This window comes from Nocardia brasiliensis IFM 10847 (genome assembly GCF_000710915.1).
GTDB classification, from domain to species: domain Bacteria; phylum Actinomycetota; class Actinomycetes; order Mycobacteriales; family Mycobacteriaceae; genus Nocardia; species Nocardia brasiliensis_A.
Window position 1 is genome coordinate 46,172 of record NZ_BAUA01000009.1, and the last position, 25,080, is coordinate 71,251.

Annotated in this window: 10 protein-coding genes; 2 read left to right on the forward strand and 8 right to left on the reverse strand. The window is 69.3% G+C overall.

The window, feature by feature from the left end; translation table 11 throughout:
* Nucleotides 1-18: 18 nt before the first annotated feature.
* The 8 genes from NBRGI_RS02180 to NBRGI_RS02215 all read right to left on the reverse strand — a co-directional run bounded on the left by NBRGI_RS02180 (nt 19) and on the right by NBRGI_RS02215 (nt 23,533).
* On the reverse strand, nt 19-6,159 hold the full coding sequence (locus NBRGI_RS02180; RefSeq protein ID WP_029892558.1) for a non-ribosomal peptide synthetase: 6,141 nt from the start codon (nt 6,157-6,159) through the stop codon (nt 19-21).
* 53 nt (nt 6,160-6,212) lie between these two features.
* Entirely contained in the window at nt 6,213-9,659 is a 3,447-nt protein-coding gene (locus NBRGI_RS02185; RefSeq protein ID WP_029892559.1) for a non-ribosomal peptide synthetase, read from the reverse strand.
* A gap of 158 nt (nt 9,660-9,817) precedes the next feature.
* Entirely contained in the window at nt 9,818-14,137 is a 4,320-nt protein-coding gene (locus NBRGI_RS02190) for a non-ribosomal peptide synthetase (protein WP_029892560.1), read from the reverse strand.
* Nucleotides 14,134-15,807, reverse strand: coding sequence for a condensation domain-containing protein (locus NBRGI_RS02195; RefSeq protein WP_029892561.1), 1,674 nt, complete (start codon nt 15,805-15,807; stop codon nt 14,134-14,136). The genes NBRGI_RS02190 and NBRGI_RS02195 overlap by 4 nt, the downstream gene beginning before the upstream one ends.
* A gap of 155 nt (nt 15,808-15,962) precedes the next feature.
* A complete protein-coding gene (locus NBRGI_RS02200) occupies nt 15,963-16,970 on the reverse strand; it encodes an ABC transporter substrate-binding protein (protein ID WP_235210823.1) in 1,008 nt (335 codons plus the stop codon).
* Between the two features lie 27 nt (nt 16,971-16,997).
* Nucleotides 16,998-21,167 (reverse strand): non-ribosomal peptide synthetase, encoded by a 4,170-nt coding sequence (locus NBRGI_RS02205; protein ID WP_029892563.1) that lies wholly within the window; start codon nt 21,165-21,167, stop codon nt 16,998-17,000.
* A gap of 73 nt (nt 21,168-21,240) precedes the next feature.
* A complete protein-coding gene (locus NBRGI_RS02210) occupies nt 21,241-22,194 on the reverse strand; it encodes a methionyl-tRNA formyltransferase (protein WP_029892564.1) in 954 nt (317 codons plus the stop codon).
* 31 nt (nt 22,195-22,225) lie between these two features.
* Nucleotides 22,226-23,533: a SidA/IucD/PvdA family monooxygenase gene (locus NBRGI_RS02215; protein WP_029892565.1), complete on the reverse strand. Its 1,308-nt coding sequence runs from the start codon at nt 23,531-23,533 to the stop codon at nt 22,226-22,228.
* A 199-nt stretch (nt 23,534-23,732) separates the two neighbouring features.
* On the opposite strand from NBRGI_RS02215, the gene NBRGI_RS02220 reads away from it, so the two are divergent.
* Nucleotides 23,733-24,194, forward strand: coding sequence for a hypothetical protein (locus tag NBRGI_RS02220; RefSeq protein WP_029892566.1), 462 nt, complete (start codon nt 23,733-23,735; stop codon nt 24,192-24,194).
* Between the two features lie 102 nt (nt 24,195-24,296).
* On the forward strand, nt 24,297-25,004 hold the full coding sequence (locus NBRGI_RS02225; RefSeq protein ID WP_029892567.1) for a siderophore-interacting protein: 708 nt from the start codon (nt 24,297-24,299) through the stop codon (nt 25,002-25,004).
* The last annotated feature ends 76 nt before the right edge of the window (nt 25,005-25,080 follow it).

Sequence of the window (25,080 nt, forward strand, 5' to 3'; positions counted from 1 at the left end):
GCACCGCAACGCGGTGCGTCACTGCCACATCCGTCGCATGACCAACATCCCCAGGTCCGAATCGTCGAGAACCTCGGTGTCGCCGATGCGGTGATCGGCATCCTCGGCGATGGCGCGCAGAGTGTTGGTGAAAGCGGACTCGATGATCTGAACGTCGTTGTCGTCGAAGGAGTCCTCGGCGTAGAAGACGACGACCTGAAGGGGTTCGCCGGGGAACAGCAGGTCCGCGGGGAAGATCATGATCAGCAGCGCGTTGTCGGTGGCGCCACGGCCTTCGAACGACACCAGCTCCAGTTGCTCCGCGCCGAGCAGCCGCACCAGTTCGTCGCGGCCCGACGGATAGGACTGGAACACGAACATGCTGTCGAACAGCCTGCGCGCGCCCGCGGCCCGATTCGCCGAGGTGAGGCGGTACTGCTGGAATTCCATGAGTTCGGCCCGCCGGCGCTGCACATCGGTGAGCCGGTCTCGCCAACTCTGCTCGGCGGGTAGCTCGATGGCGACCGGCACGGTGTTCACGAAGCAGCCGATCGCGTTGTCGACCTCGTCCAGATCGGCCGGACGGCCCGATACCACCTCGCCGAAAACCGCTGCGTCGCCGCCGGTCACGTAGCGCAGCACGTTGGCCCAGGCCAGCTGGCAGATCGCGCTGAAGGTGGTGCCGGCCGTCGCGGCCAGCTCGGTCAATGCGTCGGCGACCGCGGCGTCGACCGGGAAGCGGTGCGCCACCGGCACTTCGGAGCCACCCGGCACCCGGTTCGGTGCCACCACACAGGGCTGCACGCCGGCCAGGTATTCGTTCCACACGGCCTCGGTCGCCTGTTCCCGGTCCTCGGTGAGCCGCAAGAACTCGGCGAAAGTGGCCGGGTTGCCCAGGGGTTCGGCGGTGCCGCCGCTGGCGTAGTCCGCGAAGATCTCGCGCGGCAGCAGCTGTCCGGACCAGCCGTCGGTGAGGATGTGATGCGAGGCGAGCACCAGCATGTGCTCCCCCGCCGGCAGGTGCACCACGGTAGCCCGCATCAACGGCCCACGCGACAGATCGAACACACCCGCCTGATCGGCGTCGAGGAATTCCAGCAGCCGCTCCTGGGCGTCCGGCTTCGACGCGAAATCGACCTCCTCGACCAGGAATTCCATCCGCTCGGCGACGACGGCGTACGGCTGCCCGGCGTGCGACACCGAAATGGCGACGCGCAGGTTCGGATACCGATTCAGCACGTTGTTCAGCGAACGAGTCAGTCGCGCCACGTCGAGCGCGCCGCGCACGGTGATGGTGGTCTGCACCGTGTAGGCGTCGCGTCCCGCGCTGCTGATCGCCGTGAAATACAGCCCGGCCTGCAGGGGCGCAAGGGGATACACGTCCGCGTAGCGGCCGTAGAGCGACTGCCAGCGGTCGAGATCGAGCTGCGTCACGTCGCGCGCCAGTACGTCGCTCGGGGTCAAGCGTCGCGCGGGGTCCTCGCGCACGGTTTTCGCCAGCTCACGCAACGCGCCGGTCCACAGATCGGCCAGTTCCCGAACGTCCTGCTCGGACAACGGGCCCGACGGGTACCGGAACGACGCCCGCAGCACCGGATCGTCGTTGTCCAGCAACGCGACGGTGTTGATGTCGAGCAGCGCGGGCGCGGGCATGGTCGCATCGGCATGGCCGCCGAGGTAGCCGAATTCCGGTGCGGCGTCCCATTCCTGGACCCGGCCCGCCGCGTCGGGGACGGCAAACCGGCCCATGTAGTTGAAGCTGAGCTGCGGCGGCGCGGCGGCGGCCAGTTGCGGCGCGGTGTCGGTGTTCAGCCGCCGCAGCAGACCCCAGCCGATGCCCGAATCGGGTACCGCGCGCAGCTGCTCCTTGACGGCCTTGACCGCACCGACCATGTCCGGCTCGGCCGCAACGGTGAGCGCGACCGGATAGGCGGTGGTGAACCAGCCGACCGCATTCGCGAGATCGACTCCGGCGAAGAGGGTTTCGACGCGACCGTGCCGCTCCATGGTGAGTTTGACCGGGTCGGCGTCGCGCTCGCGCGCCTGCCGGAACTGCCGGGTCGCCACGGCAAGCGCGGCCACCTGGATGTCGAGGAAGTCGCAGCCGAAGGCCTGCGCCGCGGTGGTCATCAGGTAGTGCGTGTCGGCGGTGTCCAGCTCCGCGGTGACCTCGCGCACCGTTGCCACGGTGTCCACGGCGGCATCGAACGCGCGGTCGCCGAGCAGCGGATCGGCGCTGTCCGCGATCGCCTGCCACCACGGCAACGTCTCGACCACCGAGTCCGCCTGGGCCAACTGGACCAACCCGGTATTCCAGGCCTGCACCGACGTACCCAGGTCGGCCGCCGAAAGTTCTTCGGCCGCCCAGAGTCTGCGCAGGTCCTCATGGATGACGCGCCACGAGACGCCGTCGACCACGAGATGGTGCAGCACCAGCAGCAAGCGTCCGGCGGTGTCATCGTCGGTGTGCACCCAGGCCGCACCGACCATCCGGCCCGCCGCGGGATCCAGTTCCTCGGCGATTCGGCGCAGTTGCTCGTTCAGTACGTCGGTCGCAGTCGATTCCCATGTGGCACGGACGATTTCGATGTCGTGCAGGACGGGTCGGGCGAACGGCTCGTCCGCGTGCGGCACGTAGTACGCCGTCCGGCCGTCCGGCCCGGTCGCCAAGCGGGCGCGCAGCAGCGGATGCCGGTCGATCAGCCCGTCGAGCATCGCGCTGAGCCGCGCGAGCGTGCTGCCTGCCGGGGTCACCACCGCCGTCGCCTGGCTGTAAGCGGCGTAGTCGGTGCTCTGTTCGGTCAGCAGGGTCGCAATCGGGTTCAGCGGAATCCAGCCGGTGCCGTCGCCGGATTCGACCAGTGCGGGCGCGGTCGACAGGTCGAGCGGTTCGGTGGCGGCGGCGATGAGCGCGATGGTGCGCGCCGCGAACAGCGCGCTGGTGCTGATCAACAGGCCGCGCTTCTTGAGGGCCGAGGCCATCCGGATCGCACTGATGGAATCGCCGCCGAGCGCCAGGAAATCGTCGTCGGCGCCGAGCTCGACCTGCGCGGTGAGCCCGAGGACCTGCCGGATCACCTCGGCGACCGCCTGCTCGGCCGGATCACGCAGCGCCCGCCCGCGACCGGTGTCGCCGCCGAGATCCGGCACCGGAAGCGCCTTGCGGTCCAGCTTTCCGTTCGCGGTTAGCGGCAGCGCCGCCAATTTCACCAGCGCCGTGGGGATCATGTATTCGGGCAGCCGATCGGCCAGGAAAACCCTGATGTCCCCGGCATTCTCGGCCTCGGCACCGGACTCGAACGCCGATCCGGCCTCGGGCACATAGTAGGCGACCAGTGCCGCGTCGCTGTCGCGGTTGATCGCGATCGCCGCGGCCGCGGCGATGCCCGGCACCTGGCGCAGCACCGAGCCGACCTCGCCGAGTTCGATGCGGTGACCGCGCACCTTGACCTGATCGTCGATCCGGCCGAGATACTCCATGCTGCCGCTGGGATGCCAGCGCACCACATCGCCGGTGCGGTACATCCGCGCGCCGGGTTCGTCGGCGAACGGGCAGGCGACGAAGGTCGCCGCGCTCAGATCGGATCGGTGGTGGTAGCCCTGAGCGAGTTGCACTCCGCCCAAATACAATTCACCGGTCACCCCGGGCGGCACCTGCCGCAGCCGATCGTCGAGCACGTAGACCGTCGAATTCCATTCCGGTTGGCCGATCAGCGCCGACCGGAACTCCGCGGGCTTTGCCAGTGCGCCCGCGAAGTTCTCGTGCATCAGGTCCATGGCGGCCTCGGTCGGCCCGTAGAGGCCCAGGACGGTGCCGCCGAACACCCGGCTCGCCTCCTCCACCAGCGGTGGCGGCACCGCCTCGCCCCCGAGGTAGACGAAGCGCATGGACTGCAGGCGGGCCGGATCGGGCTCGGCGTCGAGGAAGGCCCGGGTCACGCTGGGCACCAACGAGATCTGGGTGATCTGGTGCCGATCGATGATGCCCGCCAGCGCCTCCACATCGGCCTGCCACCAATCCGGCGGCGGCAGCACCGTGGCCGAGCCGGTGCACAGCGCGTTGACCAGTTCGAAGACCGAGACGTCGAAGCCGATCGGCGCCTTCTGCAGGATGCGCTCCGCGCCGAAGCCCAGGTAGTCGCGCATCCACTGGACATGGTTGACGACGCCGCGGTGGTGGTTCACCACGCCCTTGGGCCTGCCGGTGGTGCCCGAGGTGTACAGCAGGTAGGCGGCGTCGAACGGATGGATCGGGCGCACGAGTTCGTCGGCCCGGATCGCGCTGTCGTCGAGCTGCGCCGCGGCCGCGCGCTCCGCCTCGTCGGCGAGGTCCAGGATCGGCACTCCCGCAATGCATTCCGGGTCGAGCGACCGCTCGGGACGCGCCGAGCGAACCAGCAGGGCGGGTTCCGCGTCGCGGAGCATGAACTCGATCCGATCGGCGGGGTAGCTCGGATCGATCGGGACGTAGACGGCGCCGGTGCGCAGCACCGCCGCGAACACCACGGGCAGCCATTCACTGCGCTCGGCGAAGACGCCGACCCGATCGCCCGCGCGCACCCCGCGTTCGAGCAGCCGCCGGGCGAAACGGTTCACCCGCGCGTCGAATTCGGTGTAGGTCAGCTCCAGCTCGCCGAAGATCACCGCGACCCGATCGGGGTACCGCCGCGCGGATTCACGAATCATCGCGTCGACGCTGTCCGCCGCGATCGGCACCGCAGCACCGCGCGACCAGCTCTGCACCGCGGCGCGATCGGCCGCGCTCAGCACGAGCAGATCGTCCACCCGGCGCTCCGCCGTGGCGGCGGCCAGCGTCTGGTCGATGTAGTCGTGCAGCCGCTCGATCGTCGACTCGTCGAAAAGATCGGTCCGATAGGTGATCTGCACGTCGACCCGGTCGCTGTGCAGGAATGCCTCCACGGCGATCGGCAGCAGCGAGGCGCCGTGGTCGGCCAGCTGCCAGCTGGTGACCGCGCCGGGCAGCTGCGGTCCGTCGATCTTCTGATCCAGGAACAGCACCATGGTGTCGAACAGCGCGGAGCCCACATTGCCGGTCGCGCGGTTGATCGCGCGCACCACGCCCTCCTGCGGGAAGTTCTTGTGCCGGAACGCTTCCGTGGTCACCGCACGCACATAGCCGACCAGCTCGGCGAAGGTGCCGGTCGAACCCGCGCCCTCCCCCAGCGGGTTCAGCCGCAGCGGGAGCATGTTGCTGAAATTGCCGATCAGCAGTTCCATACCGGTTTCTTCGCGGTTGGCGACCGTGGTCCCGATCACGATGTCGGCTTGACCGGTAACCTGGCGCAACGCAACGTAATACGCGGCGAGGAACACCGAGAACGGCGTCGTGCGCAGCGCCGCGCTGAGGTTGCGCAGGTTGGCGTCCGCCGCCGCACCGAGCAGCCGGTCGAGACGGCTACCGGTTTCGGTGACCAGCGCGGGACGCCGGTTGTACGGCAGCGGCAGCTCGGGCACCTCGCCGTCGAAGCGACTCGCCCAGAACTCGCTGTCCACACGGTGATCGGCGGTCTCGAAGCGGTCCTGCTCCCACTCCGCGAAGTCGGCGACCTGACGACGCAGCGGCTCGACGGTGATCGCGCCGGTCAGCGCCTCGCGATAGAACCGCTCGACGTCCTTCGACAGCGCGGGCAGAGTCATGCCGTCCCAGGCGATGTGCTGGATCACGACGATGACGACCAGCCTGCGCGCGTCGACGCGCACGAAATCGAGCCGCATGGACGACTCGTTCGACAGGTCGAAGGTCTCGTGCGCGGCTGCCGCGACCCGAGCGTCGAGGGTGCGCTGCGCCTCCTCGGCCACGAGACCGGTCAGGTCGAATTCGCGGACCCGGGGCGCGAGTTCGGGATGAATGCGCTGGTAGGGGTTGCCGTGCTCGTCGTTGTGATAGGTGGTGCGCAGCACCTCGTGCCGCTGCACCAGGGCCAGAAAGGCTTGTCGCAGTGCGTCGTCGACGACCTCGCCCGCGAAGGTCAGCGCCAGGCACAGGTTGTACGCGGTGCTGTCCGGCGAGATCTGCTGGTGCGCCCACACATAGCGCTGACCGAAGGACATGGCCGCGCGGGACGGGTCCCGGCGCTGTGGCACCGTGGGGGTGCCCGCCAGGCCCTCGGCGGCGAGCCTCGCCCGCATCGCTTCCTGCAGGTCTTCCAGCGATCGCATCTACGTCAAACCAATCTTTTCTCGAAACAACCGGTGCGGCAACACATTCCGCGCTACACCAGGGCCGCCGGCGTGGGCAGGTCGATCTCGGCCAGCTCGAGCAGGATGCGCGCCACCTGGACCAACCGGTCCGGTGCCGGCTCGGCGGCGAGCAGACCCGCGCTGATCCGGCGCACCGTGCGACCTTCGAGCACGCCGGTGACCCCGAACCCCCGCACCGCGAGCAGACCGCGGATCTGACCGGTGAGCGTGGTCGCCAGGATCGAGTTGCCGCCGACGTCGAAGAAGTCGGCTTCGACGCCGAGGCGATCGACGCCGAGCACCTGGGCGGTGATGTATTCGACCGCGGCCTCGACCTCGTTCGCCGGAGGCACATAGACATTGCCGGTGGCGGCGTCGTCGGCGAACCGGGCCCCCACCGCCGCGCGATCGAGTTTGCCGTTGGCGGTCAGCGGGATCGCGTCGAGCACCTCGACGACCTCGGGAATCATGTAGCCGGGCAGCAGTTCGCGCAGTTGCTCGGCGATTTCGGCGGGCTCGACCGGCGCGGCGGCGGTCACCGCGGCGGCGAGCCGGCCCGAGGGCGTGATCAGCGCGACGGCCTCGCGGACCGCGGCGAGCCCGTGCAGCGCCGACTCGACCTCGCCGAGTTCGACCCGATAGCCGCGGATCTTGACCTGGTGGTCGGCGCGGCCGAGGAAATCGACGGTGCCGTCGGGCAGGTAGCGGGCCAGATCGCCGGTGCGGTACCAGCGCACGCCGTCGACCTGAACGAAGCGGTCCGCCGTGCGTTGCGGGTCGCCGCGGTAGCCGTCGGCGACGCTCGTGCCGCCGATCCAGAGTTCACCGAGCACCCAGTCCGGGCAGTCCTCGCCGCGCTCGTTCACCACGCGCAACTGCACGTTGGCCAGCGGCGTGCCGTAGGGCACGTTGACCCACGCGGCCGGGAAGTCGTCGGTGACCTCACAGACGGTGGAGTGGATCGCGGTCTCGGTGGTGCCGCCGAGGCCGACGAAGCGCAAGCCCGGCACCAGCGCGCGCATCCGCTGTGCGAGTTCGGTTTTCACCTTGTCGCCGCCGGTCAGCACGAGTCGCAGCGAACGCAGCTGCTGAGGCGAGGCGAGATCGAGCAGCATGCCGATCAGGCCCGGCGCGCAATTGAGCACGGTCACACCGGACTCCGCGACGAGGGTGGCCCACGCGGCGGCGTCGCGCTCGGTCTCCGCGTCGACACAGGAGAGGGCCCCGCCCAGCGACAGCGGCGCGAAGATGTCGTACACCGACAGGTCGAAGCTCAACGCGGACAACCCGATCAACCGATCGTCCGGGCCGAGATCGAAGCGGGCGCCGATCGCGTCGATGGTGTTGGCGGCCGCACGGTGGCTCACCTCGACGCCCTTGGGCTCCCCGGTCGATCCGGAGGTGAACAGCACGTAGGCGACGGCGTCCGGCGTCGTGGCCACCGGCCGGTCCAGGCCGGGCCCGGTCAGCGCGTCGGTGAGCGCGATTCCGGTCACTGTGTCGGGCAGGGTCCGGGCATCGTCGACGATCGCGACCCGCACGCCACCGCGCGCGAGGATCCGATCCCGGCGCGCGCTCGGCTGATCGACGCCGATCGGCAAGTAGGCCGCACCCGCGGCGAGCACACCGAGCACAGCGGGAAGCTGGCGGTGCCCCTTCGGCACGACGACGGCCACGGTGTCGCCGGACGTGACCCCGGCATCGGCGAGCGCGCGGGCGACCGCGAGTGCCTGCGCGGCCAGTTCCCCGTAGCCGGCCGATCCGCCGTCGCGCCAGCGCAGCGCGACGCGGTCCGGATGCTGTTGCGCGAGTGCGAAGAACGCGTCGTGCAGGGTGCGCGCGCCCAGCTCGGCGGCGGTGTCATTGACCGAGTCACGCACCGCGCGTTGCGGTTGCGGCAGCGGCAGCGCCAACTCGGCGGACCAGTCCGCGTCCGGCCGCACGAGTGCGGCGAGCGTGCTGCGGAATTCGGCGAACATCGCCTCGGCGACGCCTTCGGGCAGCGCGTCGCGGCGGATGTCCCAGTTGACGAGCAAGCCGCCGGCGAGCTCGACGACCTGCGCGTCCAGGTCGACCTGGGGTCCCTGCGACAGGATCCAGACCGGTTCACCGAACACGCGAGTGACGCGCTCGGAGAACAACTCTCCCAGATCCAGGCCCGAGGTGAACACCACCGACGGGGTGACCGGCGCACCGCGCAGCCTGCCCAGATCGCGCAGTACGTCCAAGCCCTCGTAGCCGGAATGCACGGCCGAGGTGTGCAGTTCGCGCTGCAATCGCTTCGCCCGCGCCACCATCGATTCGGTGGTGCGCGCGTCGACGTCGACCAGCACGGAGTTGGTGAAATCGCCTACCACGCGGTCGATGTCGTCGTGCAGCGGCTCGCGCGCGAACAACGGCAGGTTCAGCAGGAAGCGCTGCTGCGCCGACCAGCGCGCGATGGTCTCGCTGAACACGGTGGCCAGCGCGACGGCGGGCGTCACGCCGTTGCCGTGCGCGTACTGCTGCAGCCGCGCCTTTTCTCCGGCGTCGAACCAGTGGTGCAGGCGGATGCTGCGCGACGGGTCGGGCCGTTCGTTCTCCGGCACCACCGGCAGCGACGGGATGTCGGGCAGGGTCGGCGCCTTCTGCGCCCACCACTGCGCATCGGCGGAATTGTCCGGGGCGGTCCGCGCTTTGGCGGCGAGGTATTCGCGGAAGGTGAAACCGAGCGGCTCGAGTGCGTCGTGGTCGGCTTCGTAGAGCGTGGCGAGGTCGTCCAGGATGCGACGGTAGCTCTGGGCGTCGGCGGCCACCATGTCGACGTCGAGGTGCAGGCGATGCGCGCCGCCGGGCAGCACCGTCACCGCGATGTCCACCACCTGGCCCGCCGCGACGTCCATGCGCTGGTGGCTCTTGTCCTGGCGGATGCCGTCTAGCGCGGTCTCGACCTCGGCCTGGGAATGCGCGCTCAGGTCGAGGGTGTGGCAGACCGGCGCCAGCGGCGCGGGCAGGATCCGCTGCGTGCCGCTGTCCAGGAACTGGGCCCGTAGCATGGCATGGTGCGCGACCAGGCGTTCGGCCGCGCGCCGCATGCGGTCGGCCTGCAGGCCACGGCCGTCGAATTCGACGTAGAGGTGTGCCGCGACCCCGCCGAGCCGCTGATCCTGCCGACGACCCACCCAGTAGGCGTGCTGCATCGTCGCCAACGCGAATTCGTCCGTCTCGGTAGCGGTTTCGGCGGCCAGAGCGGACGCGGGCGCGATCTCCTCGACCGCCTGGCTCACTCCCAGCAACTCCGCCCAGCCGGAGATCGTCGGATTCAGCGCGAGGGCCGAACTGCGCACCTCGTAGCCCTGTTTGCGCCATTTGGCGGCCAGGTGCATGAGCTTCATCGAATGCATGCCCAGGCTCACCAGATCGTCGTCGTAACCCACCGTTTCGGGTGCTACACCGAGATCTGTCGCCACCATGTCGCGCAGTTCAGCCTTGCCGAACATCAGACTCCTCACCAGCCGAGAAACAGCCCATCGGACCGCAGAGGCAAGCCTTGCCTAACCTCAAGGCATCGTAACCCACGGAGGGCACCCAGAGGCAGAGTGTGGTTTGCCTAACCTATTTGCAATGTCTAGTCACCGGCACATAGCCGGTTACCGACTCACCCAGCGGCGAGTTCGGTCAGTACCGCGGCCCAACGGTCGACCCGGACGTCGGTGTCCGCTTCGTCCAGAACCGCCGAATTCACGTCGAATTGGGCAACCAGCGACGGCCTGCCGTCGCGCGGGACGACCGCCGTCATCACGTCGACCGTGAACCGCACCGGCAGATCCGGGTGACCCGCGATGCCGAACTCGGCGGTGAACTCCGCCAGCGGTGCGGGCGACCACGGTCCGGAACCGAAGCTCAGCACGTCGAACCGGCCCAGATGGTTGAGGCGAAGTTGGCCGCGCGCCTCGAGCGTGCGCTCGCCCAGCGGCAGCGGCCCCGCCCCCGGCGTCCAGCCGCCGAGTTCGGTCACCGGCACCAGGACCGTCTCCTCCACCGTGAACCACCCGACCTGACGGGTGTCATCCTCGGCGGGCCTGCCGTGCGACTCCCTGGTCAGCGCGACTCGGCCCGCGGTGTCCGCGCTGTCCGCGAAGGTCCGCGCGCAGGCCAGGATCAGCATGTCCTCCAACGAAATTCCCGTCTCGGCACACCGGGCGAGGATCTGCTCGGTGTGCTCGGGACCGAGCTCGCGCACCCGCTGGATCACCTTGGCCGCACGGTCGGTGGCGGGATCGGAGAACCGGCCGCCGAGGGCGGCGCCCAGAATCGGCAGCGGCGCAGCCGGCGCCGACGTCGAATCCGCTGCGCGGGGTTGCTCGTTCAGCGGGAGTTCGCCCTGTTCGAGCCTGCGCAGGTCGTCGACGAGGATCAACCAGGAGACCACGTCGACGGCGAGGTGATGGATGGACAGCAGCAGGCGGCGCCGACCCGGCCCACCGTCGAGCACGGTGGCGGCGAGCATTCGGCCCGCCGCCGGGTCGAGCCGGTCCACGGTCTCGGCCAGGCGCGCCGCAGGGTCGGCCACGGTGTCGGTGCGCACCGAACAGGTTGGCGCGTCGACGGATTCCTCGACGATCAGCACCGGGGTGTCGTGCGTTTCGGTGTCCAGGCGTGAGCGCAGGGTCGGGTGCGCCGCAGCCAAGGCGCGCAGCCGCGCGTCGACCAGCTCGACCGTCGCGTCGTCGGGCAGCGTGATCACCTGGCTCTGCGCGAGGTAGCGGTAGTCGCCGTTGGCGATGATCTCGTGCGCCAGTGCGGTGAGCGCAAGGACAGTACCCGCGGGAGTGTGCGCGGCCTCGGCGACGTCGTCGGCCGTGGCGGTGTCGAGCGTGCGCGCGAGTTCGCGCAGATCACCAGCGGCGACAACGTCTTTCGCGGTGACCCGGTATCCCGCGCCGCGCAGCCGGGACACCAGGTCGATGATGCCGATGCTGTCGATGCCCAAGTCGGCCAGATTGTCCAGCACGCCGACCGTCGCCGTACGCCCCTCGCCCATCGCGGCGATCAGCCCGAGCAGGGTGCGTTCGGTCTCGGTGGCGGGCTCGGCCACGACGGCATCGGTGACCGGTGCGTGCAGTAATGCCGTCGCGGCGTGCACATCGAGTTTGTCGTTGCGGTTCAACGGAATCTGTTCGACGTGCACGATCCGGGTCGGCACGAGGAACCGCGGCAGGCGCTGCGCGAGGGCGGCGCGGATCTCGGCGACGGACAGCTCGGCGACGACCAGGGCGCCCAACCGGGTTCGGCCGTTCTCCACGAAAGCCAGTGCGGCGGCGTGCGCCACGCCATCGAGCTCGCGCAACACGACCGTCGCCTCGTCGGGCTCGACCCGATATCCGTTGATCTTGACCTGGCTGTCGATGCGACCTTCGTAGACCACCGTGCCCGCGGTGGTCCGGCGCACCAGATCTCCGGTGCGGTAACGTCTTGCGCCCGCGCCGGCGACGAAGGCTGCCGCCGTGCCGGCGGGCCTGCCGAGATAGCCGAACGCGAGTTGCGCACCGGAGAGGTACAGCTCGCCGTGACCGCCCGGCGGCACCGGGCGCAGTCGATGATCGAGCACCTCGGCCGACAGGTTGTCGAAGGTGCGGCCGATTGTCGGCGACGCGTGCTCGTGCACGTCGGCCATCAGCGCTTCCACCGTGGTCTCGGTCGGGCCGTAGAAGTTGATGACCCGGGTGGTGGGCAGGCGGCGCAGACGGGTCCAGGTGTCCTGGCTGATCGCCTCGCCACCCAGCGCGAGCACCAGCAGCGGGCACTGTTCCCCGTCCTGGCCGGCGCGTTCGGTGAACAGCCCGGCGGCGATCAACCGGTTCAACATCGACGGCGAGGTGTCGAAGATGTCGATGCGCTGCTGCTCGATCGCCGCGACGATCTGCTCGGCGTCGGTGCGTACCTTGTCCCCCAGCAAGACCACTGTGTGCCCGCTGAGCAGCGCTACCGTCGGCTGCCAGGCGGCGTCGAAACCGGTCGACCAGCCGTGCCCGATCCGCAACTGCCGTCCGGTCTGCGCGGTGAGCGGCGCGAAGATCCGGCGCTCGTGGTTCGACCAGTGATTCAGCAGCGCGCCGTGCGGGACCACCACACCTTTCGGGCGGCCCGTGGTCCCGGAGGTGAACACCACGTAGCAGGGCGCGTTCCGATCCTGCTGCGGCACCGGCACATTCGCCTCGACCGGGCTGGCCGCACCGAGCACCCGCAGCACACCGCTGTCGTCCGGTACCGCGTGCACGAACTCCCGTCCCTGCTCGCGGACGAGCCGCAAGGTGTCGGCCAGCGATTCGTCGCCGAGCACGACGCCGACGTTCGCCACCTCGAACATGTAGGCCAGCCGGTCCGCGGGCGTCGCGGCGTCCACGTGCACGCACAGCGCACCGGCGAGGCCGATCGCGAACGGCGCGTGCAACACTCGGCGATCGCGGGGCAGTACGACCGCCACCGCGGCGCCGGGCCGCACACCCGCGGCGCGCAGGCCCTCGGCCAAAGCCGCTACGGCCGAGCCGAATTCCGCGAAGGTCTGCGCTCCGGCCGCGTCGACCACGGCTACCTGTTCAGCGGCCCGGTCCGCGGCCGCGAGCAATGCCGCGGGCACCGAGGGGTACGGCACCGGCGACTGCGGCGCGACGGCCAGCGCGGCGGGTTCGTCGGCCAGCAAAAGGTCGATATCGCAAGCGCGCTCGGCGTCGACCATCCGCCGGATCACCGCGAGCACCCGGCGCGCCAGCTGATCCGGATCGAACCGGTCCACCAGGTCCGGGCGGATCTCCACCCGGGTGATGAGCCGCTGGTCCTCCAGCACCGGCACCACCGCGATCGGATAGTGGCTGGGTGAATCGATCCGGCGCGGCCGCATCGTGGCGCCACCCGTCAGCTGCATCGAGGTGGTGATCTCGCCGAGCGGAGTGTTCTCGAAGACCAGCAGCGTGTCGAAGAGCTGTCCCGCGTCGGCGTGTTTGGTGATCTCGGCGATGCCCAGGTATTCGTGCGCCCGCAACTGGGCCACGGTGCGTTGCAGCTCGGCTCCGATCCGCGCCGGCGAGCGCTCGTCCATCCGCACCCGCACCGGAATGGTGGTGACGAGCGCGCCGACCAGCCGATCGGCGTGCGGCAGCGACGCGTCGCGCCCGGAGGTGGTCTGCCCGAACACCACGTCGTCGCGTCCGGTGAGACCGGAAAGCACCCGGGCCCAAGCCATTTGGCACACGGTGTTCATGGTGATGCCGTGTCCGCGGGCCCAGTTCGCGACCAGTTCGGTTTCCGCGCGGTCGAATTCGGCGGACCCGAGCACCGGGATGTCCCCCGGCGCGGGCGGCGCGAGCATCGGCATCGGCGACAACCCGGCGAGCGCCGCGGTCCAGGCCGCGATGGAGGTTTCGGTGTCGCGGGTGGCCAGCCAGGCCGCGTGCTCGCGCAGCGGCGGCGCGGGCGGCAGCGCCGATCCGCGGCCACCGTACAGCGCGATCAGATCGGCGAAGATCAACGGGATGGACCAGCCGTCGACCACGATGTGGTGTGCGGTGCAGATCAATTCGTAGGAGTGTTCGGCGACCCGCGCCACGGTCACCCGGAACAGCGGGCCGTTGTCCAGGTCGATGCGCACCCGGCCTTCGTCCCAATAAAGCTGCTGGGCGGCGGCTTCCGGGTCCGCGGCCGCACGCAGATCCACCTCGCGCCAGCCGATCCGCCCGTCCGAGGTGATCACCAGCACCGGGTGCGGCAGGCCGTCGGTCAGCACGGCCGCGCCCAGGTGCGGATAACGTTGCAGCACTGCGTCGAACGCCACCCGCAGACCGGGGAGATCGAGCAGGCCGTCGATCCGCGCCGCGAACGTCACCAAGTACGGATCGACCTCGCCCGACATGGTGCTGACCGAATAGAGGCCACGCTGTAGCGGCGACAGCGCTACGACGTCGAGGATCTCGGTGCTCACTTCGCGCCGAACTTCTTGCCGAGCGCCGCCAGCGCGGCGGGGTCCAGGCCGGACGCGCTCATCGGCGCCGCGGCAGCCGGGGCGGGCACCGCCGCGGCGGGCTCGCCCTCGGCCAGTTGCGCAGCGAGTTCGTGCACCGTCGGGAAGGCGAAAACGGTCTGCACGTCGAGCACGTATCCCTGCTCGGCCAGATCGGTGACCAGGCGCAGCGCGGCGATCGAGTCGCCGCCCAGCGAGAAGAAGGTGTCCGCGCGGCCGACCTCGTCGTCCTCGTCGAGCTCGAGCACCTTGCGGATCGCCGCCGCGACAACGCGTTCCGCGTCGGTTTGCGGCGCGCCGCCGAGCCCGGGGCCGCCCGCCAGGTCACCGGCCGCACCCGGCTCGGTGAACAGTGTCGTGCCGATGGCCACGTCGGTGGCGTCGGCCCATGCCGCGCAACGGCTTTCGAGATGTGCGGCGAGATCGTCGAGGGCGCTGCGGCCCGACAGGGCCGGGAACTCGAGGGTGACGGTGGCGCCGTCGGAGTCGATCGCGACGTCCACAACGAGGTCCACCCCATAGGGGCGGGCGGTGCGCCGCTGCAGTTCGCGCACGGTGTATTCGGGCGTGCTGAGCGCGATCGGACCATCGGCCCGCACCCCGACGAGCACCTGGAAGAGCGCGCCGGTCACCACCGCGCCGGTGCCCTTCAGCTGATGGGTGAGCCGTTCGATCCTGGTCTGCGCGTGGGACCGGGCCTCGGTGGCGCAGGCCGCGGTCGCCTCGACGAGTTCCCGGGGCGTGCCCGTCCGCACCGAATCCAGCCGCAACACCACCTGATTGGCGGTATTGCCGAGGACCGTGCCCGACTCCGCCGGGGCGGGCGCGACCACACCCACCGGCACATCGTCGCCGAGACCCGCCTCACTGAGCGCCCTGGCCGCGAGCGCGGCGAAGACCACGTCCGCGTCGTGCTCGCCACGCAAGCGGTCGAACGTGGACCGCGCAAGACGGAAGGACCGGCGCGGACCCTCCGAGCCGGGCTCGTCGTGGAGGATCGGGGTCGCGCGTTCGGGCAGGTCCGCGAGGCGCGCCGTCCAGTAGGCCAGGTCCGGGTCGTCGGCGGCGGTGCTGCCCAGCGCTTTCAGTTGCGCCGCGACCAGGCTGCGGTACTGCGCCGCGGCGGGCTCGGCCTGGCCGTGCTCGTAGGCCGTGAAGAGCGCGGCCGCCAGCAGATCCACTGTGCGGTCGTCGGCGGCGACCGGATGCACCGTGATCGAAACGACAACACGTTCGGGCAGCGCGTAGCTCCGCAGGCGGATCGGGAGGTCGTGCACCAAGTCGAAGCGATGCACCGCGTCCGAGCGCAGCGCGGCGTCCAGCGCGGTCTCCTCGATACGGACGGTCTCGACCACGGTGTCCGGAACGGCGACCACGCGCTGATAGGGCACGCGGCGGTCGTCCGGGAAAACCGTGCGCAGAATCTCGTGCTCGGTCAGCAGCGCAACGGCTGCCTGCTCGAACGCCTCGTCGTCCAGATCGCCGCTGACCTCCAGCGCGACGAACAGATTCGCGGCGGCGGTGCGCCGCAGGCGTTCCGGCAGCAACACGGCCTGCTGCGCGAGTGACAGCGGCGTGCCACGATCACCAGTGGTGGCCCTGGTCGCGTTTCGCACCAGCGAATCTGACATTTTCGATCCTTCCGAGCACCGCGGCAACCACCTGGGAAACCACCGCGGCCACTATCTACCGATCAACCAATCGGGGGCGGACAGCGCGCAGCTATCCACCCCCGAATTAAAGTTAGCCTATCCTAAACCAGCTGTGGTCAGCGGACCAGCCGTGCCTACTTGCTCACAGCCGCGAACGTCGGATCCAGCTTGTCCAGCACAAAAGGCACCGACAGCGGCGTCGGGGTATTGATCGCGCTGATCGTCGTCACGTCGACGAAGGCAATACCGTTGCGCTGCACCGACGGCAACGCGTCGTAGCCGGGCAGCCGCTTGAACTTCTCCTCGAACGCGGGCAGCGCGCCGCAGACCAGCATGTCGGAGGTCAAGTCCCCCAACCGCTCCGGCGACAGCGCCAGACGGCCGCCGGCGGGCGCCTCCTGCGCGATCTTCTCGGGGATCGACATGCCGAGCCGATTGAACAGCGTGGCCGAGCCGTCCTTCGGGTCGGCCAGCACCATCAACTGCGCGGGACCGGTCAGCATGCAGGTGAGGAAGGTCTTACCGCGCAAACCCGGATACCGGTGCGCCACCCCGTCGATCCGCCCGTTGACGTCGGCGACCACCTTGTCCGCGTCGGCCTGCCGGTGCAGCACCTTGCCGAGCGTCGCGAGCTGATCCGACCACTGGTCGACCTGCGCGTTGGGGGTCACCGGTCCGATGGTCGGCGCCAGCTTGGACAACTTCTCGTACATCGCCTTGTCGACCATGAAGCCGGGCACCAGGATCAGGTCCGGTTCCAGCGCGGCGATCTGCTCCACCACATCGGAGCCCATGCTGAGCACCTTGGCCTCGTTCAACGAATCCGGCACCCACGGCACCTTCGACTTGCTGCCCATCGAGACGTTGTCCGCGTAGCCGACCGGTGTCACGCCCAGCGCCAACGTGGCGTCGAGCCACTGGTTGCCCAGGGTGACAATCCGTTTCGGGGTGCCGCTGACGGCGGTCTCACCCAGCGAATGCGTGATCGTCACCGCACCGGACGCCTCGTCGCTCTTGTCGTCGGAACCACAGGCGGCGGAGGTCAGCAACAGACCCACCGCGAGCACCGCGAAAACACGGCCGACCATGCCGCGACCCCGTCCCGCCGTTCTTCGGCCCAGCTTCATTCCGTCACTCCTCATATCCGATCCTCGCCGCAAGAGGCAAGGCTAAGCAAACACCAGCCAACCATCGTCGGTCCAGGATGCACGATCGCCGGTGCGCACCAGCAACCCTGGTGCGAACGGGTCGGCCAGGAACGGCCCGGCCGCCTCGTCGTCCACCCGACCCAGTGCTGCACCACCGATGAAGACCTCACCGAGCACTCCTGGGCGCACCGGCCTGCCCTGCTCGTCGAGCACCAGCACCCGTGCGCCAGGTATCGGGCGCACCCGGCCGGTACCGTCCAACGGGCCACGCGCCACGGCGCCCACGTATTCCGGTACGGCGTAGGCCACGGTGCCGACAGAGCTCGGCGCCACCGCCGCTAACAGTGCGGGAAGCGTTGGCGCAGTGTCGGTTCCGGTGAGGTCCCAACGACAGACCGTCGTGGCGTCCGCGGCGGTGACCTGCGCTGTCCCGGCCGCGGTGCCGACCTCGGTGACGACGTGGGTCACTGCGAATTCCGCGATCAGCGCCGCCAATTCGGCGGGATCGGACCACTGCGCCGGTGTCGCGACGACCAGCTGCGCGCCGTCGGCAAGGGCCGCGAACAGTTCGACCGCCGCACGCGCATCGATGCGACGCACCGCGAGCAGCCGCACATCTCGTGCGTGATAGGCCGGGTCGGCGCGCCGGCACCGCCGATCCGCCGCCACCGCACGGCGATCCGCGACCGCTACCGCCAGCGCCGAGGCGGGCGGCAGGACACAGGTGTCCGCACCCGATTCCGCCGCGGCACCGAGCAGCGTCGTGACCAAGCGCACCAAGCGGTCGGCCGCGTCGTCGGCCGGTGCGAGTTCGTCGGGGCGACCGGCGGCCAAGCGGGCGAACAACTCGCCGTACGTCAACGACTTTGTGCCGCAATGGATCGCAGGCCGACTGGCGGGGAAGCTGTGCCCGCGGCGGATGACCTCGGCCAGGTCCGGCACGTCGACGAGGTCCACGCCGGTGGACCACTCGCCGAGCACCCGGTCACGTTCGGCGGCGGTCAATTCCTCCGGCGCCGCAACGGGAGTCGCCTCGATGAGCGCGGCCAACCCGGCCACCGTCGGATTGTCGAAAACCATCCGCACGTCGATCGCCACCCCGAATTCGGCACGCAGCCGCGGCACCAGGCGGTTGGCCAGCAGCGAATGTCCGCCGAGATCGAAGAACGAGTCGTCGGCGCCGACCCGGTCCAGGCCGAAGATCTCCTGATACAGCTCGACGAGCCGAATCTCGGTGGCAGTGCCCGGTTCTCGATAGCCATGGGCGATGCGGACCGGTTCCGGCAGCGCGGCACGGTCGAGCTTGCCGTGCTTGGTCAGCGGGATCTCGTCGATCAGCGTGAACGCCGCGGGCACCATGTACTCGGGCAGGCTCGCGGCCGCACGTGCACGCACCTGCTCGAGGTCGAGCTCGCCGGCGGCGGGCACCACGTAGGCCGCGAGCATGGTCCCGATCGACCGGTCCGCCACCGCGACGACCGCACAGTGCCCGACCCCGGGATCCGCCGCGATGGTGGCCTCCACCTCACCGAGCTCGATACGGAACCCGCGCACCTTCACTTGCGCGTCGGCGCGACCGACGAATTCGAGCACGCCGTCGGCGCCGCGCCGGGCCAGATCGCCCGTGCGATACAGCCGCGCGCCCGGCAGGAACGGATCGGCCACGAAACGGTCCGCGGTCGGTCCCGCCCGATGGAGATAACCACGCGCCAATTGCGCACCCCCCAAATAGATTTCCCCGATCACACCGTGCGGGACCAACTGCAATCGCTCATCGAGCAGGTAGCAGTACACGTTGCGATTCGGCACGCCGATCGGCACGATCCGGGTGCCCTGTGGACCGTCGACGGGCATATGCGTCGCGGAGACCACGGCTTCGGTCGGCCCGTAGTGGTTGCGCAGTTCCGCGTCGAAGACCCCGGCGAAGCGATCGGCCACCTCGCCGAGCAACGCCTCGCCGCCGACCGGAACATGGCGCAGCGCACGCCATTCGCTCACTTCGGGCAGCAGCAGGAAGGTGCTCAGCGTCGACGGCACCATGTGCAGCACGGTGATACCGCAACGGGTGATCAGGTCGGCGACGTACGGGATGTCGCGGAATGCGGCGGGCTTCGGAATCACCAGGCACGCGCCGACAGTCAGCGTGACGAAGATGTCCAGCAGCGAGGCGTCGAAACTCACCGGCGACGACTGCAACAGCCGATCCTCGGCCGTCATCCCCCACTCCGCACGGAAGCCGTCCAGGTGCTCGGCGATCGCGGCATGCGAAACCGCCACGCCCTTGGGCTTTCCGGTCGAACCCGAGGTATAGATGAGGTAGGCGAGATTGCCGGGGCGCAGCGCGCGGACCCGTTCGGGATCGGCCGGATCGTGGTCGGGCAACTCGACCGCGGACTCTTCCGCGGCCACCAGCTCGACCAAGCCGAACACCAACCGTGGGCGCGCGTCCCGGTAGAACTCCTCGATGCGCTCGTCCGGGTCGGCCGGATCGATCGGCAAGTAGGCGCCACCGGCTTTGAGCACCGCCAGCACCGCGACCACGAACTCGACCGAATTGCCCAGGCGCAGCGCGACCGCGTCCTCGGGGCCGACTCCCTGCCCGATCAGCCAGTGCGCCAGCCGATTCGCGCGACGATTGAGCTGGTCGTAGGTCAGTGCCACGTCGTCGGCACCGTCGTATCGCGGCGCCAGCACCGCCGGTGCGCCGGGGGTGGCCGCGACGGCACGTTCGAACAGCGCGACCATCGTGGTCGGCGGGGTGTCCACCAGCACACCGTGCGACTGCGCCAGCAACAGCGAACGATCTTGCGGCCCATACATATCCAGCTCGCCGACCCGGGCGCCCGGCGCGGTCAGCGCGCTGCCGAGCAGCCGGAGGTAGTGCGTGAGCAATTGCTCGACCAGCCCGGGTTCGACCTCGTCGGCCCAGTACTCGGCCTCGAGGTGGACACCGTGCACGTCGAACACGGCGGTGACCCGCAACGGCACCTGGGGCACCGAGCGGCCGAGGTCCAGCGCGGTGACGGTGATGCCGTCGAACTCGAATCCGCGAGGCGTCTCACGCACGCCGAAACCGACCCGCACCAACTGTTCCAGGCCGTCCCGGCCGTTGCCGCGGTCCGGGTTGATCTCGCGGATCACCCGGTCGATGCCGACTTCCTGGTGTGCGAACGCCGCGGCACAGTTGTCCCGGACGTCCGCGGCGAACTCCGCGAAGGTGTCGCCAGGCCGGACCGCCGCACGTAGTAGCACCGTGTTGCCGAAGTACCCGATCACCGAGACCGCGGACGCGTCCCGGGTGGACACGGGCACCGATACGAGGAAATCCGTTGCCGCCGTGTAGCGGTGGATCAGCGCGTGGAACGCGGCGAGCGCCACCGCGAACGGCGTCGAGTCGTGTTCGCCCGCGAACGCGTAGACCCGCGCGAGCAGTTCGGGCGGCACCGCGAGGACGCTGCGCCCGGTCCGGCGGTTCTCGGTATCCGCGACGATCGGCTTGCCCGGCAACTCGAGCGGATCGGGCAGCGGACGCAGTGTGCGGCGCCAGTATTCGACCGCCGCGTCCTCGGGCGTGCGGGGCGCCTCGCCGAGCACGGCGACATCCACGAACTGGGTGCCCGGGCCGGCCGGCGGCTCGGCGCCGTTGTACGCGGCGTTCAGTTCGGCGCGCAGCACACTCCACGAATCGTCGTCCCAGCAGATGGTGTGCGCGACCAGGATGAAGACGAACTCCTCGGCGCCGGTGCGCACCAGGGTGCAGCGCAGCGGCGCCTCGGCGGCCAGGTCGAAGGGACGGCCGAATTCACGGCGGGCCAACACTTCCGCGCGCCGGGCCCGGCTCGGTTCGACCAGCTCCGACAGGTCGTGTTCCTGCCAGGACGGCTGTACGTCCGGCCGCACGGTCTGGAACGGTTCACCGTCGGCCGCCAGACCGTACGTGGTGTGCAGAATGTCGTGCCGCGCGACGACCGCGCTGACCGCGGCCCGTAACCGCGGCACGGCCAACGGACCGGTCAAGCGGTACGCGACACAGATATTGAGGGTGTTGTCCGCGGGATCGCGGGTCTGCAGGAACCAGGCGCGGCGCTGGGCGGCCGACAGCGGGTACCGCGCACCCTCGCTGGTTTCGGGCGATGGCCGATCGGAGCGACTGTCCCGCAGGCGGTTCGGGGTGTTGGCAATGGTCGACATGATTCCTTCACCCCCCGGTTGAGCGTGGCTTCCCGGCTCACGGTCCGAGCCGCGAGCACCCCCTACGCAACCGTCAGCCGGCGACCGGCTCCGGCGTGGCGGTGAGATAGCCACCGCGCCTGAAGAATTCGGCGCCGTCGTGCTCCACGCCATCAGCCGTGCGGACCCGGGTCAGCACCAGGCCGCGATTGCGACCGCGTACCGGATCCGGCCCGCACACCACGGTGCCGCCGCCCTCCTGCACGATGACGCGCCCCACGGTGCCGCCGTAGCAGGCCGCCGACACCGACGCCGAGAGCACCTCGATCCGCTCACCCCGGTAGTAGGCGAACGCCCGGGGGTACGGCTCGGAGAGGGCGCGCACGAAACGCTCCAGATCGACCGCGCTCCACTGCCAATCGATCTGACTGTCCCGATCGGAACGCTTGTGGAAGTAGGTCCGTTCGGCTTTGTTCTGCGGACGCCAGACCGCGGTACCGGACTCGAGCAGGCTCAGGGCGTCGTGCACCGCGCCGGGAATGAGTTCCATCCCGGCGAGCACCAGTTCGGTTCCGGTGGCGTCCGGCGGAATCGGCAGCGAGCGCTGCACCAGGATGTCGCCGGTGTCCAACTGCTCGTCCATCCGGTGCACGGTGAGCCCGAACTCCGACTCACCGCTGATCAGCGCCCACAGTACCGGCGAGAACCCGGTGAACTTCGGCAACAGCGAATCGTGCAGATTGAGCGTCCCGTGCGGCGGCAGGGCGTAGAGTTCGGCGGGCATCCAGGTGTACCAGCTGTTCACCACGATGACATCGGGTTCGGCCCGCTTGACCAGATCGATCGTCGCGGCGTCGGCACGCTCGGTCAGGTGTACCGGGACGCCGTGCGCGCGGGCGAGCTCCTCGACCGAATCCGACCAGATCGCCTTATAGGACTGCGCACTGGCCGGATGGGTCACCGCTAGCACCACCTCGTGCTCCGAATCGAGCAGCGCCTGCAGGGTTTTGCGGCCCCAGGTCTGGAAGCCGAACGACACGATGCGCATGAACCGAACCTCATTCTCGAAATAAGTAAGGCTAGCCTAGCCTATTGGTTGCCCGTCGTGTTGCCGCCTGCGATATCGCCACGGATCGGGCGGGCGAGGAGGCGAGCACCCGATCGGACAACTCGCCGAGGCAGCTGAGGTTCGGAAAACCTGGGCCTTGCGCGAGGCCCGCGAGATTGGGCAGGTAGAGCTTGGTATCGAGCCCGGAGATCGCGAGATCGTGACCGATCGAGGCCTCGATCCGCGCCTGCGTGATCGGTCCGCCGATAGCCAGTTCGACCAGATCCGCCGCATCCGAATCGAACAATTCGAGGAACCACAAAGGTTGCCCGCCGGTTGCGTCGACCACGAGATCGAAGGTGTGCACCTGATCCGGACGTAGATCGTTGCGCAGTGTGAGCGCGACCCCCTCGCCCTGTTCGGCCACCCGCATCACTCGCCCCTGCACATGATGAACCCGGCTGTCGCCCAACAGGTTCTCCTGCACGCGCACCGAGAAGACACCGCGATCCGTGCGCCGCACGACATCCCGGCGCTCCTGAATACTCAGCGCCCGCCACTTCGCCGGGTCGCTGTAAAGCGAGTTCTCGAAGTAACTCTCGCCACGGGTATAGATGGTGGCCGCCGGTGAGATCACCGACACCGTGAGCACGTCGTGGCGCACCAGTTCGTCCATCGCCGAGCCCGCGGTTTCGCCGCCGCCGATCACCGCGGCCCGCGACGAAGCGGGCAGTCTGCGCTTACCGGCGAGATCCCAGAAGTCCGCGATGCTCAGCACTTTCGGATGATCGGCCAGTGCCCGGCGCGAATGCCCGGGGCCGGTGATCATCAAGCGGTCCGCGTCGATCTCACTGACCGCGCCGTCTGCGTCGGTCACGGAGACCGTCCAGCCGTCGGCGGCCGCGGAGATCTTGCGGACCGAACCGAGCACCAGCTCCAGCTCGGTCTTGCGGGCCACCCACTGCAGGTACTTCGCCCAGACGTGGTGGTGCGGACTAGGCCGCCCACGATCGACCCATTCGGCATAGGTACCGCGCTCGACCAGGAACGAGGTCCAGCTGAACGCCATCATCGCCTCGTTGATCGCGTGGTTGTGGCCACGCGCCCAGGTGGAGTGATACGGGAAGCCCACATCCTTCTCCGGACTGGTGCCGAGCCGGTGCTGACCGTCGGTCCAGCCGCCACTGGGCAACCAGTTGCCGCCCACCGCATGCGATTCCACGACGATGACCTGAGGTGCGGGCAGATCCAACGCACGAAGCACATGCGCTTTCGCCGCAACAGCCATCGCCTTCGGACCAGCGCCGACCACGAGAAGTCTGTCCACCGGTGCTCCCATCTGTGATTCCAGCCACCTCGCAGCTATCGGATCGGGCCGTCAGCTGCGATGACGTCGAGGCGGCCGGCCGACCGCACGACGTCAGGCGGGTGGCCCGCCCTAATATGCATAGGCTTACCTTATATTTATGGGCAGTGCCAGCACTGTGGCGAAGGACCCAGGCTCAGCACCACCACGCCCCAAAGGAATGGAAACGCACATGATCAAGCGCAATGCCCGCGTGGCTACCGCAGCAATCGCCCTCACCGCCGCCGCTCTCGGCGCCTTCGGCACGGTGGCCGCCGCCGCTCCCGCGACCGCAGCGCCGTCCATCGTGCGCACCGCCGCGCCATCGGCCGGCGAGCTCCAGTCCAAGCTCTCGCTCGTGTTGAACTCCGGCGCTTCGCGTTCCGCGCGCGCGGCCGAGCTCGAGGGCGGCGAGGCCGACCTCGCGGTGATCGAGCGCGTCGGCGGCGTCATGGGCAGCGTGCCCGGCCTGACCTGGGCGGTGCAGAACGCGAACGCCGCGGGCGACACCCTCAACGCCGACCTGATGGTGACCGTGCCCGGCTACGGCACCTTCCCGCCGATCCAGATCGCCTGGCGGCAGATCGACGGCGCCTGGAAGCTGACCAGCGAGTCCGTCGACACCATCGCGTACTACGCCGGACAGCAGCGCTGATCTCGTAGCGCCGCAACGACATCGGGCCCCGTGCCGAGCACGGGGCCCGATTCGTGCCCCCACCACGAGACTTTCGACTTTACTTAGGCTAGCCTTAGCCGCATGGGTAAAGGAGCCAACGGTCTCATCCTGAAGGCGTGGCGGGCGGACGACTACCGCTTCCGGGTCACCTCGACCGAGAGCATCACGGATAAATACCAGCGCATCGGCTTCACCGCCGGCGGTCTGCTGGCGAACCACCCGGTGCACCCCACGCAGTGGGTCAGGCTGTGGATCCCCGACGCCGAGAGCGACAAGCTGCACCAGCGCGGCTACACCCTGGTCGATCAAGATCCCGAGAACGACCACTTCTACATCGAATTCGCCCTGCACAGCGGTCCGGCCAGCGCTTGGGCGCAGCGCGCCGCGGTCGGCGACGAGATCGAGGCGTGTGTGCTCGGCTCGAATTTCCGGCTGCCCGAGGCGACGCCGAGCGAATACATCGTCTTCGGCGACACCGCGTCACTGCCCGCGATCAACTCGCTGCTCGACGCGATCGGCGACACCCCGGCCCGGGTCTGGCTGGAATGGCAGTACGAATCCGACACCACGCTGCCGGTGCGCAACAAGCCGCATCACCAGGTCACCTGGGTGCAGCGCATCGACGACGGGCGCCTACTGCGCGAACAAGCGCACGAGATGACGTGCGCGAAGGACGCGTTCGGCTGGGTCACCTGCGACGGTCACACCACGCGGTCCATCGTCAAGACGCTCAAGACCACCCACCAGCTGCCCAAGACGGCGATCAAGTCGCAGGCCTACTGGAAGTAGCACACCGCTGCGCCGTCCGGCGGGATTCGGTTCATCCCACGGGATGACTCGATAGCGACCTGCTGTAGACGCGCGA

Excerpts from the sequence above, each read along its gene's own strand:
- NBRGI_RS02200 (WP_235210823.1), bottom strand. The coding sequence starts at position 16,970 with ATGAGGAGTGACGGAATGAAGCTGGGCCGAAGAACGGCGGGACGGGGT.
- NBRGI_RS02220 (WP_029892566.1), top strand. The coding sequence starts at position 23,733 with ATGATCAAGCGCAATGCCCGCGTGGCTACCGCAGCAATCGCCCTCACC.
- NBRGI_RS02215 (WP_029892565.1), bottom strand. The coding sequence starts at position 23,533 with ATGGGAGCACCGGTGGACAGACTTCTCGTGGTCGGCGCTGGTCCGAAG.
- NBRGI_RS02210 (WP_029892564.1), bottom strand. The coding sequence starts at position 22,194 with ATGCGCATCGTGTCGTTCGGCTTCCAGACCTGGGGCCGCAAAACCCTG.
- NBRGI_RS02180 (WP_029892558.1), bottom strand. The coding sequence starts at position 6,159 with ATGCGATCGCTGGAAGACCTGCAGGAAGCGATGCGGGCGAGGCTCGCC.
- NBRGI_RS02205 (WP_029892563.1), bottom strand. The coding sequence starts at position 21,167 with ATGTCGACCATTGCCAACACCCCGAACCGCCTGCGGGACAGTCGCTCC.
- NBRGI_RS02195 (WP_029892561.1), bottom strand. The coding sequence starts at position 15,807 with ATGTCAGATTCGCTGGTGCGAAACGCGACCAGGGCCACCACTGGTGAT.
- NBRGI_RS02185 (WP_029892559.1), bottom strand. The coding sequence starts at position 9,659 with ATGTTCGGCAAGGCTGAACTGCGCGACATGGTGGCGACAGATCTCGGT.
- NBRGI_RS02225 (WP_029892567.1), top strand. The coding sequence starts at position 24,297 with ATGGGTAAAGGAGCCAACGGTCTCATCCTGAAGGCGTGGCGGGCGGAC.